Source organism: Bacillota bacterium (assembly GCA_013178415.1).
Classification (GTDB): domain Bacteria; phylum Bacillota; class SHA-98; order Ch115; family Ch115; genus Ch115.
Map to the genome: position 1 here is coordinate 21,078 of JABLXA010000022.1, position 13,923 is coordinate 35,000.

The window sequence follows — 13,923 nt, forward strand, 5'->3', positions numbered from 1 at the left end:
CTATAGGCCCCCCTCCAGTACATCTACAATTTCTGCTGCTATCCTATGACACGAGCCCTTGCCTTCCAATAGCCGGCGGCCTTCACGGCTCATGGCTTCTCTGCGTTGGGGATCGAGCAAAAGCCCCTCAATATTCCTCATAATCTCTCCGGGATCACGGCGCACCACACTCAATGCTTCCCCGAGAAGTTTCTTTTGTTTGCGGACGAATCTCTCGGTGATTTGAGGGCCATCCCCGGGAAAAATGATGATCGGGCATCCCATACCCGCGGCTTGCTCATTTCCTGTTCCGGACAGGCCTATTACTACTGCAGATGTCGCAAGTATCTCGCCGAATAGATTAGTAGCCATGACAATCTTGGAGCCGCCCTCGAGAGCATATTCCACCGCCCTGTGTGGCTTTTGCCATGATGAGTTTGCGACGGGCGCCCCCGAGGTGTTGAGAGATTGGCTGGCTATATCCAGGACCAAATCGAAATCAAGGGTATTCGCCAGAGCAAACGCAAAAGTAATTGGCTTACGGAATCTCATGGCGAATTCCTTCAAAACCGGGAGCAGGAACTGTATGTGAGAATAGGCCTCTTCCCGGCTTCCCGGGAGAATCCCGATCACAGTTTCTGATTCCAGAAAATCCGGTATGGTAGTTGACACCTCGAGACAATCCATCATGGGGTTCCCCACATAGGAGGCAGGAACACCCTCCCTATTTAGGGCATCTCGGGTCTCAGGATCTCTCACAAATACCTTCTTGCACCACTTGCGCATTATATTGCATTCGAGTCTGCTATAGGGATTTCGTCCGTCCTTATAGCGCGCAGATCTCGCTACTCCCACGAAGACCATGGGTGTCCTGAGGGCGAGGCTATTAAAGAACAGTGGTACATTGTCTCCCACGCCTATCGCCAGGGCAAACCGGGAACGCATGGATCTCAAGGATGCCAGCTGCTTTATGGTAAGCCCCACAAGTCCTGAGGCAACATCTCTCACTATATAACCTAAGCTCTGGTAGAGAAAACCTCCGCTTGGCATTTCACGGGTTGGCCCTGCTATTGCAAAACCATTCTTGGAATATGAGGTTCCCGTCCCTACGATAGGAAAAGCCTCTATCGACAGCTGAGGCGCAAATTCCCTCAAGGCCAGAGCGATATGAACTCCGACGGTATCTTCGCCATGGCCATTGCTCATGAATAAGACATGCTTCAATTGGTTAAAATGCCTCCGATCTTGGCCGGGACTAGTTAACACCTTATGCATCACACGGTATTCTTTCTATATAAGGGGAATGAAATCCTGCCATAACACCGATGGCACAGAAGTAGCGTCCGAGATGAGGGCGAAAATCTCGCCACTCCAACGCGAGAGATGGCAGCGGCTTATTTTTCAGGGTGGAGGAATTCGTTATATCTTGACGAATTTCTTTTCGTTAAATATGATTTGAGCGAACGGTTAGGAAAACGTCAATGTCGTCATTTTCGATGGCGACGCGTCGTTGAACTCCGTCAATCGGGGGTCTTGGAATATCATGGGCCATGGAAGAAGGATTTCCCCATATGGGAAAAATGTTTTGATTACCGGAGCATCATCAGGTATTGGAGCAGCTACTGCCATACTTTTAGCGCGTGAAGGGTTTTCCGTCTGGGGCACCATACGGGATCGCGGGAGAGTCCCGGGCCTGCCCGAAGAATTGCAGCGTCTTGTACGATTCGTGGAGATGGATGTCACTGAGCAGACTTCGGTGGATAAGGGTATAGCTGAGGTCATGAGCCAGGCCGGCCATATCGACATTTTGATCAACAATGCAGGTTTTGCTATCTACGGGCCCATCGAGGAAGTTCCAATGGAGCTTGCTATAGCCCAATTCGAGACCAATGTCTTTGGGGTTCTTCGCGTAACCCAGGCGGTGGTCCCGTTCATGCGGGAAAGACGCAGAGGCCTTATCATCAATATGAGTTCTCTGGCAGGGAAACTAGTGATTCCCTTCCAGGCCCATTATTCAGCAACCAAACACGCCATAGAGGCCCTTTCCGAGGGACTCAGGCAGGAACTCAGACCATTCAACGTCAAAGTGGCCATCATTGAGCCGGGCGATATCAAGACTAATTTCAATAATGCTACCAGGTTTGGACACAAAAAGAACTCTCCATATGAAAGATGGACCGCCGCCAGCTGGCATACCATTGATGTCAATCTACAAAAGGCCCCGGATCCGGAAGTGGTTGCCCGCAAAATCCTGGCCGTTGCGCGGAAAGCAAATCCCGCCACACGATATCCGGCCGGCGATTTCATATCCACGAAATTCCCGTTTCTGGCCCGGTTTATGCCAGACAGCCTTCGCGAGCTCGCTATACGGATCTTTTATGGCATCAACTTCCGGTAGGCCCATCCGGTGGAATGGCGGATTCCGGGCAATCATGCCGCGCTTTCATGGGGCATTCCGCTTCTTTGCGTTGCGAACAGATGATCATGTCATCATAGCTTGGATGTATCTCCTCGCCCGGAGGCGCCAGGAGAACTTCATTACCGAGAAATCTCCCGTTTATGATGTTCTCCAGGAGTCCTCTATCGCCCTTTAACTCATCATATTGCCATCCGAGGAATTTGGCGCATTGTTTCGTATAGTCTCTATAGAAAGAAGATCTTGGCAGTCCCCAGTCGATATAGGCGGCGTAATGATAGCTCTTGAACCAGGCTTGTTCCATTTCCATGAGATAATTGGCATTGTCTTCCCCATATTTCTTGACATAGTGATCATAGATTCTGCGATAGCGTTCTTCTCCCGGTTGGAGTGTCCTTTCGATCCACCCGGCAGAGTACCAGTAGATACCCTTGTGTGAGTCAAAGTATTCTCTATATCTCTCTTTAGAACCCAGAAGGATGGTGATGCAATCATGGGCCCTGGGGATAACGAGCGGGATCCTAGCGCTGGAAAGCCCCGCGATCCCGTTGGAGCATAATCCATACCCAAGCACTATGAAGTCATAGTCAAACAGGCTGAAATCGTCGAGACTGGTCTTTTCTAGATACCTCAGGTGAAAACCTTTATTGGCGAGGTCAATTTGCTCCTGTAACGTTCTCCTGAGGAGGTCAGGCTCGTTATGGAGTCCTTGAGGCAAGAATGTCACATCCACGAAATGTTCCGACTGGCTGCTTATCATTGATATCTCACGGTTTAAGACATCGCAGGCAATGACTTTTATATTCATAGGATGTGGCGTCAATATCCTCGAAGAAGGAAAGCGCCTCTACCCTCCCTTTTTATCGAATCACTTTGAGATGAGCTAACCATAAGTATATCATAGAAAATGCCCTGGGGGGTTCCGCATATTGGATTGTTCTCCAATAAATATCTCGTCTGCTATTGAGAGGTCCGAGTTCGTGACGGTATAATACTTTTGCGTAGATCAATTCGCGCTTTAGGGAAAGGGGCTGGGTTTGGTGGAAGGACCTCGGGGGATACGTCCAGATGAGCTTTCGTCAGTAATTCAACTTGCTAACAAGGTTTTCCGGGGGCAGGGCGGCTCCATGGGAATGGGATTTGAATTTCCCATCTTGTATAGGGAGGAAAATTTGGAAAATCTCAGGGTAATCGTGGAAGACGGGAAGCCCGTTTCCCTCATCGGTATATGGGAGCAGAAGATCTTGGTGTATGGGCATCAAATAACTGCTGGTTGCATCGGCTCAGTATGCACAGACTCCGACTATCGCGGCCGGGGGTATGCAACTATCCTACTTCAAGATGTCATGAAGAAACTATATCGCGATGGGATGCATATCATGCTGGTTTCGGGAGGACGGGGCCTTTATCTGCGCCATCAGTGTGTCCCGGCGGGCGTCTTTCGCGCTTATATGGTAGATAGCGAGGAATCTCGCGCGATAGAAGAAGTCACCGCGGACGTGCGAGGCATCGAGCTTGAGAAGTTCTCTGAAGAAAACTTCGAAGATTTCGTCAGGATCCATCGTGCGGAGCCTGTGAGGCACTATCGCCCATACTCGGACTTCAAGAAGCTTATCTGGAGACATGAGGGCCAAAAGAGGATGTTTGGCCATGAATACGCCTTCGTGGTGCGGGATGATGGCGAGAGTCTCGCCTATTTGATCCTGAGGGATCAGCGAAACCCGCAATCCGGGGACACGGCCCCAACAATGTTGCTTGAATACGGGGGGCAAAGGGATGCTGCGCTAAAAGGTATAGCCTTTTTCATGAAGCAGGTGAAACCCGGCCCTGTCACGATGGTCATCCCTGGCCATGACCTGGAGATGCACCGCATTTTGGGTCGAGCAGGAGTGAAGGGATCACCCACGCCACTTCCTGGCCATACCTTAAGAGTCATCAACTTCCCAGCGCTATTTAGGAAGCTTATGCCATTCTTTGAAGAAATGCTGTCTGGTGAAGAGTTTTCCGCCTTGCGGGCTTGGGACGAGCCGATGGCCGGTGGATTTGGGGATGATTCTGCTGATGATGAATTCAAGCGGCTTTTCGGTGTATCTCATATTATTGAGTTTTCTGGGGAGAGAATTCAATTTGATGATGGTGCCCTAACCAGGCTTATTTTTGGCTGTACGCAGGATAATGCCACTAGGCAAGTGAACCTTGCGGCGGAAGGCGAGCCTGCCATCCTGTCCAAGATCTTCCCGTTACCACTTCCCCTGCCTGGCCTCAATTATGTCTGAGAGAGGACCTTTATATTTCGCCCCTGCATAGAATAGAGGGACGGAAGTGCCTTGAACAGCCAGATCAATGGCTCAAGAACTCTTATCTGAGGTCTAGAGGCGAGGGGAGGTGTCAGTGTTGGTGGAACGTTATCCGGCGCTTAGAATCATCATCACTTTCGCCGACATCATGGCTTACGGTTTGTCGGCGCTCATAGTGATCGCAGGGATTTTGTCTTTGCCACAAGGCGGGGCGCTAGCTTTGCTGGGATCCCTGATCGTGGCTTTTTTCGTTTATCTTGGTGTGAAAGTGTATTCTGAACTGGTGCAGGTCCTTATAAATATTGAAAAGAACACAAGATTATATCAGGATATACTAACTCGGGATAGATCCTCCAAAGAGGCTTCACAATCCGGCAATTGATATTACAATCAGTTAAGCGCCGTGCCGAAAGCTGGCTGGAATCATATGAACCTGCAGGAAGAAGGACATTTACATCGGGAAGACTCATCCGGAGAGGCGCGCCATGAGCATTTCATGCGTGAGGCCCTAGTTGAAGCCCGCAGCGCCTTTGAGAAGGAGGAAGTCCCGGTTGGCGCGGTCATTGTCATGAATGGCACGATAATCGGGCGGGGCCATAATCTGAAGGAGACCTCATCCGACCCTACATGTCATGCCGAAATGGTGGCCATCCGGGAGGCCGCGAGGTATCTCGGCTCATGGCGGCTTTCCGGCGCTACCATGTACGTGACGTTGGAACCTTGCCCAATGTGTGCCGGGGCTCTTATTCAGGCGCGTGTCGACAGGCTGGTCTTTGGTTGTTTTGATCCGAAGGCCGGAGCATGTGGATCGCTGCTAAATCTTGCGCAAGATCCTCGATTTAATCACAGGTTAGAGGTGATATCCGGGGTGCTGGAGGAAGAATGCAGGTCCCTTCTCAAAGGATTCTTCCAGCGCCTGAGAGAGTAAGAGACATTGCGAATGTCCACAATGGGCTCCATAAATGGGCGCTCTATGAGGGTTTACACAGCCGCGATTTCCTGCTAGAATAGTCATGGAATGACCGGCGGCGGAGAGATGGCTGAGTGGTCTAAAGCGCTCGCCTCGAAAGCGAGTGGGCGGGTAGCCCCTGCCCCGTGAGTTCGAATCTCACTCTCTCCGCCATCTGAGAAAGCATCCATCGGAGAGGTGGCTGAGCTTGGTCTAAGGCGCCCGCCTGGAGAGCGGGTAGGCAAGAGATCCTTGCCTCGTGGGTTCGAATCCCACCCTCTCCGCCATTATTGATTTTTATGTGAATATTGGCCGTGCTAGACGGGGAGGCAGCGGTGCCCTGTACCCGCAATCCGCTATAGCGGGGTTGAATTCCGCCCCGAGGTCGCCATCCTTAAAGTCTGGCCTCGGTAAGTGGTGACGAAGGCTGGGTCCTGCGCAACGGGTGTCTATGAACCCCGTCAGGACCGGGAGGTAGCAGCGGTAAGTAGAATTTCCCGTGTGCCGCGGGGGCGCCTGGCTGGAGCTGGCTGCCGCGGTACCGTTTGGGGGCGGCGGTCGAAGGTCGGTGCACGGCCACTATCTCTTTATTGAGGTGGTTCCGCTGGAACCATATTTTTGTATCTGCAAGCGGGAGATGTTGTCATGCCTTATCTTGCTCTTTACCGGAGATGGCGTCCCCAGACTTTTAAGGATGTGGTAGGCCAGGAGCATGTGGTAAGGACTCTCAGAAACGCCATTGCCCTTGGACGGGTGGCCCATGCTTACCTTTTTTGCGGGCCTAGGGGGACCGGCAAGACCAGCATTGCCAAGATCCTGGCCAAGTCTCTGAATTGTGAGGCTGGACCAACACCAGACCCTTGTGATAGGTGCAAAGCTTGCAGCAGGATCCGCGACGGATATTCGATGGATGTAATTGAGATCGATGCGGCGTCAAATAGAGGCATAGACGAGATCAGGGAGCTCCGGGAGCGGGTGAGGTACGCTCCTGCAGAGGAAAGGTATAAGGTCTATATAATCGACGAGGTTCATATGCTCACGACGGAAGCCTTCAATGCGCTTCTGAAAACCCTGGAGGAGCCGCCCGAATATGTCATTTTCATTCTTGCGACCACTGAACCACATAGGATTCCCGCAACGATCTTGTCGAGGTGTCAAAGGTTCGATTTCAGAAGACTGACCGTGAAAGAGCTCGCCGCGCAAATAAGTCGTGTTTTATCGTCTGAAGGCAGGACTGCGGATGATGAGGCCATAAGCTTGATAGCCAGGTTTGCCGAGGGCGGGATGAGGGATGCGCTGAGCCTCCTGGAACAGGCGCTTTCTTTTTCCGGCGAACATGTGACATTTGATCAAGTGGCGGGAGTCCTGGGGATAGCGGGTCCTCGCGCCCTCGAGAGCTTTGCCGAGGCCGCCTTAAGCCATGATATCTCAGGCGCTATGTCATTATTACATGATATACTAAACGAGGGCAAGGATCTCCGACAATTCTTCAGAGACCTAATGGATTATTTCAAGGGCCTTCTAATAGCCCGACAATGTAAGACTCCGGGACAGTTGGCAGGATTAGCCGATGTCTCGGAGGCACATGCCATGGCTCTCATGGAACAGGCCGGACGATTTCCGGCTGAGCGGCTCATGGATATCATCCAGCAGCTATCTGAAATAGACAGGGATTTGAGATCATCTAGCCAACCGAGGATCACTGCCGAAATCGGGGCGCTTAAATTGATTGGACTTCCCGAGTCCAGCGCCGGCGCCGGTGTCGTCACAGAGCCCCACATCTCTTCGGATGAAGGGGTACCGTCAAAATCACTGATTGCATCTTCGCCCCAGGGAATGGCTTCATCTTCGTCTCAGGCGATGGCTTCAACTCCATCTCGGGTAATGGCTTCAACTCCGTCTGAGGAAATAGCTTCGACATCAGAGATGGCGGGTGAAGTGTCTGATTCCAGTTATGGTTCGTGTAATACCATCGAGGAAGAGGATCTTCTCAAAAGAGCGGTCAAATTGCTCAAAGATAGGAGAATAGGGAGCATTTGGTCTATTCTGGAAAAGGCCTGCAAGGCGTATGTACGCGGCACGGCGATATTCATCGGGTTCAACCAAAACTATCAGATGAATTCTCAGTTGCTTTCTCGTGAAAAGGCTCGAAAAGCTGTGGAGGCAGTTTTTCAGGAATTATTAGGGAAACCCGTTGAAATAAGGTTTGAAAATCTTGAGTCATCGGCGGCCTCCAAAAATGGCGATGATGCTAATGAAGGCCCGCGTCTCCAAGCGGCCCCGGATCCGTCCGCCCGGGAGATGGCTGCTTCTAGTGGACAAAATGCCGTCTCGGCGGGAGCTGGCGCTACAGAGGTGGCCATGGACATTGTTGATGAAGGTAATTCACAGGAGGATATTGGTGAACAGGGACCGTTGATCGAGAATTCTCCTGAGGTAGCCAATGACCCAATTGTAAGGCAGGTTGCCATGTTTTTCGGGGGAAGGGTGCTAAAGGCGGTAGGCAACAGGGAAGAGAATTAGGGGGTATTTGCCTGCTGCGGAGACTGGGGACTACAGTATAATAAGTAGATCCTGGAAGGAGGGATTTCCGGCAGGGCTGGCGAAAGCCCGGTCCTGTGTGGAGAGTCTTGACAATGAACGGAATGGGCAATATGAACAAGCTGATGAAGCAGGTGCAGAAGATGCAGGCGGACATTGCGAGGGTTCAGGAACAGCTCAAGGACATGACCTGCGAAGCGACAGCGGGCGGAGGAGTTGTAAGCGTGACCGCCAATGGACACCAGGAGATCATCAAGATTCGGATTTCCCCAGAGGCTCTCGACCCGGAGGATGTGACGATGCTAGAAGATTTAGTGCTCGCCGCCGTAAATGAGGCATTGAGAAAATCACAGGAGTTGGCTGCCTCGGAATTGGGAAAGGTCGCGGGCGGTGTAAACCTTCCGGGTATGCCGGGGTTAATTCGATGATTTTGATTTATAAAGGAGCTGCATGTATTTTTGAGATATGCCCCACCTTTGATGAGGTTGATAAATGAATTCAGGAAACTTCCGGGCATCGGGCCCAAGACGGCGCAAAGGCTGGCTTTGTTTATACTAGATTCGCCTGATGAGGTGGCAAAGAATCTTGCGGACGCTTTGATCGAGGCAAAGGAAAAGATGACAAGTTGCAGCGTCTGCGGTAATCTTACCGATACAGATCCCTGCGAGATGTGTTCTAGCCCCGAGCGTGATCGGTCTATAATTTGCGTTGTCGAAGAACCAAAAGACGTCTTGGCCATGGAGCGGACCCGGGAATTCAAGGGACTCTATCATGTGTTAAACGGAGCTATTTCTCCCATTGAGGGGATAGGGCCTGACGATATCAGGATAAAGGAGCTTGTGGCCAGGGTCAAGGAAGGGGCTGTAAAGGAGATCATAATGGCCACCGATCCTGATGTCGAAGGCGAAGCCACAGCCATGTACATCTCGAAAATACTGAAACCTACGGGAGTGAAAGTATCAAGGATCGCACATGGGGTCCCTGTAGGCGGGGATCTTGAATACACAGATGAAGTGACCCTAGCTAAGGCCCTAGAGGGGAGACGCGAATTGTAAGCATCCTCCGGTATATTTGAGGCAGCTCCGGACAATAATGACAATATAGGAAGATTTGCTGAAAGTCATACTGGAGCTGGGAGATGTTGATAAGATGCTTACGCCTCAGGCCATGAGCGCGTGGTTTATTACGGCTCTTTCTTTCTGCCGCAAGATGATCTCCCTTTTAAGGAGGCTCTGCGAATTGCTGGATCTACAGCCCTCTTTTGTGGGTAGATCCTATGCGAAGGAAAGGGCGAAGGTGTCCTCCCGAGGTCGGAAAGACGCTGATCTTGAAGATCTAAGAATAGCTATTGATATAGCGTATAAAGAGTGGACGGACGCGGAAAGGTATTTCAATAATGTGACTGACCCCGATTTGGTAGACCATGCTATTTATTCATTGCGGGCGGCTGAACAGAAATATTCATATTTCCTGAAGAAAGCTCGTAGCCAGATGTCCAGGATGTAGGCCTGCCTCCATGCCAGTCATATCTGGGCCGGGCCCGGAATATGATTTGTATGGGGGTTGTCATGCATATCGCCACGATCTTGGCTTACTTGCTGGGCCTTATATTATTGTTCATCATCGCCTTCATCTTATTGGTCCCGCTCAAGATCCTTGTGAGGCTTGTTTTGAATGGGATATTTGGGGGTGTTCTTTTGTGGTTTTTTAATGTCTTCGCCGCGAGGTTCGGCATCCATGTCCCAGTCAATCCTATTACTGCATTGATAGCCGGCACCCTTGGAGTCCCGGGAGTCATCCTTTTAGCTGCTCTCCGCTATTTTCTTCTTTCTTAACCTTGAAAGGTATTTTATCCCATTATAACTCAATGGTCCCTATTTGATTTCGGCAGGAATAGTGTTACGCTTGTAGAAGTATAGCGGATGGATGCTCATATGTATTATATGCTCCGTGAGGGCGAGGCATGCATTGGGGGAAAGCTGCTGTAGGGGGGATGGTTGTGATTGAAACAAGAGGTCTTACTAAAGAATTCACTGGGATTACCGCAGTGAAGGACCTCAACCTGCACGTAACAAAGGGAGAAATATATGGATTTCTTGGGCCCAATGGCGCTGGGAAGACCACCACTATCATGATGATACTGGGTATTGAGAAGCCGACGCGCGGGGAAATCTTGCTTTTTGGGTCCAAACTTCAAGATGACTATTTCGGTCTTAAGCAGAAAATAGGGGTGGCTTCCGAGTTCCAGCGAGTGTATGAGGATATGACCGCGCAAGAATACCTTCTCTTCTTCGGAGAGCTTTACAGCGTGCCAAAGGCCAAGGCTAGGGCAGAGGAGCTTCTCCATAAAGTTGATCTCTATGACCGCAGGAATGAACTACTTAGAACATATTCCAAGGGAATGCTGCAGAAAATCAACATCGCCCGCGCGCTGATGCATGATCCCGAGCTCCTGGTCTTGGACGAGCCTGTCGCATCTTTGGATCCTTATGGGATAAAACAAGTGCGTGACCTTATCATGGAGGAACACAGCAAGGGCAAGACATTCTTCATTTCCTCGCACCTACTTTCCGAGGTCGAGCGTACTTGTAATAGGGTCGGGATCTTGAGCAACGGGGTCCTTGTGGCGGAGGATACCATGCAAAGCCTGAGAGCCAAGCTGGCCTCTGACATTACTCTCATCCTTGAACTGGACCAGGTAAAACAAGAGGTAATAGATGCTCTCAAATCGTTACCCTTTGTGACCCGGGTCGAGATCGGCGATGGATCCATCGAAGTGCATACCAAACCAGATTCAGATTATCGTCTGGATATATCGCGGGCGGTTACCCAGGCGGGTGGCATGGTCATGGGCCTGAGGCGCCAGGAAATGTCTCTTGAAGACGCGTTTATAACCATTACAGAAAAACACGTGTCACAATTTGCAGGAGAGGGGGAATAAGTAGTGGAGAATAGAGCCACATCGTACAGACTTCGCGCAATTAGGGCTCTTACCTTGAGAGAGCTAAGGTCCCTCTTCCTCGGCTTCGGAATATATATAGTGGCGGCTATAGCCCTTCTTGGATCAGCCGGTATGGTCTCGAGTTTCATCGGGGCTGTGAGCGACGCAGGGCTCCAGGTGTCTGCTGAGCCGCTCAGTATGCCGTTTCTGCTTGCTATTGTCGCCTTCACGCTATATCTTGGGATCCTTGCGACATTGGCCATATCCCGTGAGAGGGACCGGGGCACACTGGAAGTCCTTTTTTATGGGCCAGTGGACTCTCTTTCGTATGTAATGGCGAAGTTTGTCCAACATGTCGCAGCATTTGTCATCATCATAATCGGTACGCTCATCGTGTTCGGACTGATTTCTATGATAAGCGGCCTTGTCTTCACAAGCAGCCTGATCAAGATGGCTTTGCTGTCACTATTCTTCGTCTCTACAGCGATTGCATTTGGGATATTCCTATCCAGCAGCACATCTAAGACCCGAAACTCCATCATTCTGTTCATTCTCATCATGCTGGGCTTCGGACTCTTCTCTCTTCTGGAGGGGTATGTGAATTCCTTGAGGGGCGATGTTCCGGCCATCGTGGAGAATGCACGGGTAGTTGTCGCATGGTTGAGTCGGGGGCTTGATTGGATATCTCCTGTCGCATACCTTTCACGGGGAGTCGAGGCAGCCAGGATAGGCGATCCAAAGATGTTGGCGCAAAGCATAGTCGGGCCTATCATCTACACAGGTATCCTCCTGTGGTTGTCCGTGCAGGCCTTTGATAGGAAGGGGGTACGAGCCAGGTGAGAAATTGGCGATTATTACTGATATCCTTCCTGGCAATCGCTCTTTCCGGGATCATCTTTTCCAGTCTGGTGTTAGCAGCAGCGCCAGATAAGGTACGCGAAAGGGTATATGGGCTCGATCTCTGGGATGGAAAGACATTCCAGGGGACTTTTTGCCCCAAGGACATCCCGGAGATCTACATGATATCGAATTCCAACAATCTGGTCATGCCATTGATCACAGATGTCTATTATTGGCCTATTACTCAAGAATATATGGGCTCATGGTTCGACTATAGAAAAGAGCTCAAAGGAGTCCTGGAAATATGGCAAAAAGACAAGAAAATCGCCAGCCTTCCACTTACCAAATACACTTATGTTTATCCTGAAGGCGCATATAGCGAGAATATGCAGCTGGTCCTCGGCAAGGAAGCAGAGGACAAGTATAAGGAGTACAAATCAAAGCTAGATAAATACTATAATGACCTCTTCAAATACTATGATCAGCAGTCGAAATATGAAGAGGCAGTCGCTCAGTTTTACAAGAATCCAAAGAAATTCAAGGCACCTCCTGTCGCTCCGGAGCAGCCTATCCCACCAAAGGAATATGTGAGCGAAGTGAGTGAGGCTTTCGTTGTCAATCTGCCTCCGGGTGTATACAACATGCAATTCGTAGAACAAAAAGAGCCTGCGGCTGACAAGGGCCAGAATGGAACTGACCTGAAGGCGCAGGATCAGAAGGCGGCTAACGCGCAAAAAGAGGAAGGAAAGAAAGAACCAGAGGTCGAGCCTCAGGGAACCCTTTCCAAAAAGTTGATCGTCTTTGACTCTCGACGAAATGGTATTGGATACGAGATCATCCCAGAGGAAAAATGGACTATGCCCTCTAGCACGGATGAGCCCCGTGAAGCCCTTTACATGGAGGGCAAAAGAGCTCTCTTCCTCAAGGCATTTGATGAGTCTGAATACAACGCGAAGTATTATACCCGACTCAGCAAGCTTCACCAACCTTTTGCCGGCAGAGGACTCGAGAATGTGTATATGTGGGTGCATCTGAAGGACAGAACAGATGTGAAGCTGCAGCTGCTGGAGGGTGGCAGGGTAGTGAGCACTATCTCTAGAGAGCCATATCTGGTGGAGCAAACTCCCGGATATACTCTGGGATACCATATAGTCAAATTTACCGAGAAAGAAAGAGAGGCTGGCAAACAGCCATCCTTTGAGGCATTTAAACTTGAATTAGAAGCAAAGCAAGGTATGCAGATTCGGCTTGTTGATGGCGATGGGAATGTAATTCCGGGAAGCCAGCGGATAATAAAGACCGTACAGCCGGCAAATGCCAAGGCAATATATTCGGTCGCAGCATTGCCGTTGATCCTGGGAGCCCTGGTCACGCTTACAAGACGCCGGAGAGCAGGAGGCGGGGCGAAGGGGACGAGCAAAGACAGGAGCACGGCTGTATAATCGGAGTATAGTCTTAGTGTTCAATAGCGCTGCATTAGCGCAGGTATATGGTGGGCGCCAAAATGGGGAAATAGTCACATAATCCTTGCGACTATTTCCCCTCTTTGTTTCATATAATAGATAGAGGCTATTGAAATCCGTATTCATGAGCATAACTTCAAAATAGCAAGCTATTCAACGTGAACGTAACATTTTGTTTACATAGATGCTGCAGGGGCCTATCATCGCTGTTTGAAACCGCCTTAGATGCGTGCTATAGTTATTATTGCCACTCGGGACGGCAATGCGGGAAGACAAACCGGCAGCGCCGGAAAGGTGGCTTTGGACAAAGGATGTCCGCGGGATAAGATTGCTCCTTGAAAACTAAACAGTGTGAAGGACAGAGCAGGTTCAACGAGGTATGAGCGAGGAAATTCTGGCTAGAGATAGTCAGAGGACCCGAGTCAATATCCTATAGATTTCTATGAGGACAGTCCCGATTGCACTGGGGGGATAGATTCTCTGGTGCGGTAGGGAGG

14 protein-coding genes, 2 tRNA genes and 1 other RNA gene are annotated in these 13,923 nt (G+C 50.4%); 15 read left to right on the forward strand and 2 right to left on the reverse strand.

From position 1 onward, the window contains the following. Positions 1–1,203, reverse strand: a complete 1,203-nt coding sequence (locus tag HPY52_14280; GenBank protein NPV81415.1) for a hypothetical protein — start codon at positions 1,201–1,203, stop codon at positions 1–3. 361 nt (positions 1,204–1,564) lie between these two features. Between HPY52_14280 and HPY52_14285 the strand changes: the two genes are divergently transcribed. Then, positions 1,565–2,377, forward strand: a complete 813-nt coding sequence (locus HPY52_14285; GenBank protein NPV81416.1) for an SDR family NAD(P)-dependent oxidoreductase — start codon at positions 1,565–1,567, stop codon at positions 2,375–2,377. Here HPY52_14285 and HPY52_14290 read toward each other — a convergent pair. Further along, a complete protein-coding gene (locus HPY52_14290; protein NPV81417.1) occupies positions 2,364–3,203 on the reverse strand; it encodes a DUF1638 domain-containing protein in 840 nt (279 codons plus the stop codon). The genes HPY52_14285 and HPY52_14290 overlap by 14 nt on opposite strands. Before the next feature lie 232 nt (positions 3,204–3,435). On the opposite strand from HPY52_14290, the gene HPY52_14295 reads away from it, so the two are divergent. From HPY52_14295 to HPY52_14360, 14 genes are all read left to right on the forward strand, one after another. Next, positions 3,436–4,671, forward strand: a complete 1,236-nt coding sequence (locus HPY52_14295; GenBank protein ID NPV81418.1) for a GNAT family N-acetyltransferase — start codon at positions 3,436–3,438, stop codon at positions 4,669–4,671. Between the two features lie 121 nt (positions 4,672–4,792). Beyond that, positions 4,793–5,074 carry a hypothetical protein gene (locus tag HPY52_14300; protein ID NPV81419.1) on the forward strand — a complete coding sequence of 94 codons (282 nt, stop codon included), beginning with the start codon at positions 4,793–4,795 and terminating at the stop codon, positions 5,072–5,074. 114 nt (positions 5,075–5,188) lie between these two features. Then, a complete protein-coding gene (locus tag HPY52_14305) occupies positions 5,189–5,620 on the forward strand; it encodes a nucleoside deaminase (GenBank protein ID NPV81420.1) in 432 nt (143 codons plus the stop codon). Between the two features lie 102 nt (positions 5,621–5,722). Beyond that, positions 5,723–5,815, forward strand: a tRNA-Ser gene (locus HPY52_14310). Positions 5,816–5,833: 18 nt separating this feature from the next. Beyond that, positions 5,834–5,928, forward strand: a tRNA-Ser gene (locus tag HPY52_14315). A 25-nt stretch (positions 5,929–5,953) separates the two neighbouring features. Further along, positions 5,954–6,217, forward strand: an RNA gene (gene ffs / locus HPY52_14320) — signal recognition particle sRNA large type. Positions 6,218–6,286: 69 nt separating this feature from the next. Then, a complete protein-coding gene (dnaX, locus tag HPY52_14325; protein NPV81421.1) occupies positions 6,287–8,164 on the forward strand; it encodes a DNA polymerase III subunit gamma/tau in 1,878 nt (625 codons plus the stop codon). 113 nt (positions 8,165–8,277) lie between these two features. Next, positions 8,278–8,610: a YbaB/EbfC family nucleoid-associated protein gene (locus HPY52_14330; GenBank protein ID NPV81422.1), complete on the forward strand. Its 333-nt coding sequence runs from the start codon at positions 8,278–8,280 to the stop codon at positions 8,608–8,610. A 51-nt stretch (positions 8,611–8,661) separates the two neighbouring features. Next, a complete protein-coding gene (gene recR / locus HPY52_14335; protein NPV81423.1) occupies positions 8,662–9,237 on the forward strand; it encodes a recombination protein RecR in 576 nt (191 codons plus the stop codon). Positions 9,238–9,391: 154 nt separating this feature from the next. After that, positions 9,392–9,688 carry a DUF2508 family protein gene (locus tag HPY52_14340; GenBank protein ID NPV81424.1) on the forward strand — a complete coding sequence of 99 codons (297 nt, stop codon included), beginning with the start codon at positions 9,392–9,394 and terminating at the stop codon, positions 9,686–9,688. 50 nt (positions 9,689–9,738) lie between these two features. Beyond that, positions 9,739–10,017 carry a pro-sigmaK processing inhibitor BofA gene (gene bofA, locus HPY52_14345; protein ID NPV81425.1) on the forward strand — a complete coding sequence of 93 codons (279 nt, stop codon included), beginning with the start codon at positions 9,739–9,741 and terminating at the stop codon, positions 10,015–10,017. Positions 10,018–10,181: 164 nt separating this feature from the next. Next, the gene (locus tag HPY52_14350; GenBank protein ID NPV81426.1) at positions 10,182–11,123 is read left to right on the forward strand and encodes an ABC transporter ATP-binding protein; all 942 of its coding nucleotides are present in this window, start codon (positions 10,182–10,184) and stop codon (positions 11,121–11,123) included. Positions 11,124–11,126: 3 nt separating this feature from the next. Continuing rightward, a complete protein-coding gene (locus HPY52_14355) occupies positions 11,127–11,963 on the forward strand; it encodes an ABC transporter permease subunit (GenBank protein ID NPV81427.1) in 837 nt (278 codons plus the stop codon). After that, positions 11,960–13,405 (forward strand): hypothetical protein, encoded by a 1,446-nt coding sequence (locus HPY52_14360; protein ID NPV81428.1) that lies wholly within the window; start codon positions 11,960–11,962, stop codon positions 13,403–13,405. The genes HPY52_14355 and HPY52_14360 overlap by 4 nt, the downstream gene beginning before the upstream one ends. Positions 13,406–13,923 lie beyond the last annotated feature (518 nt).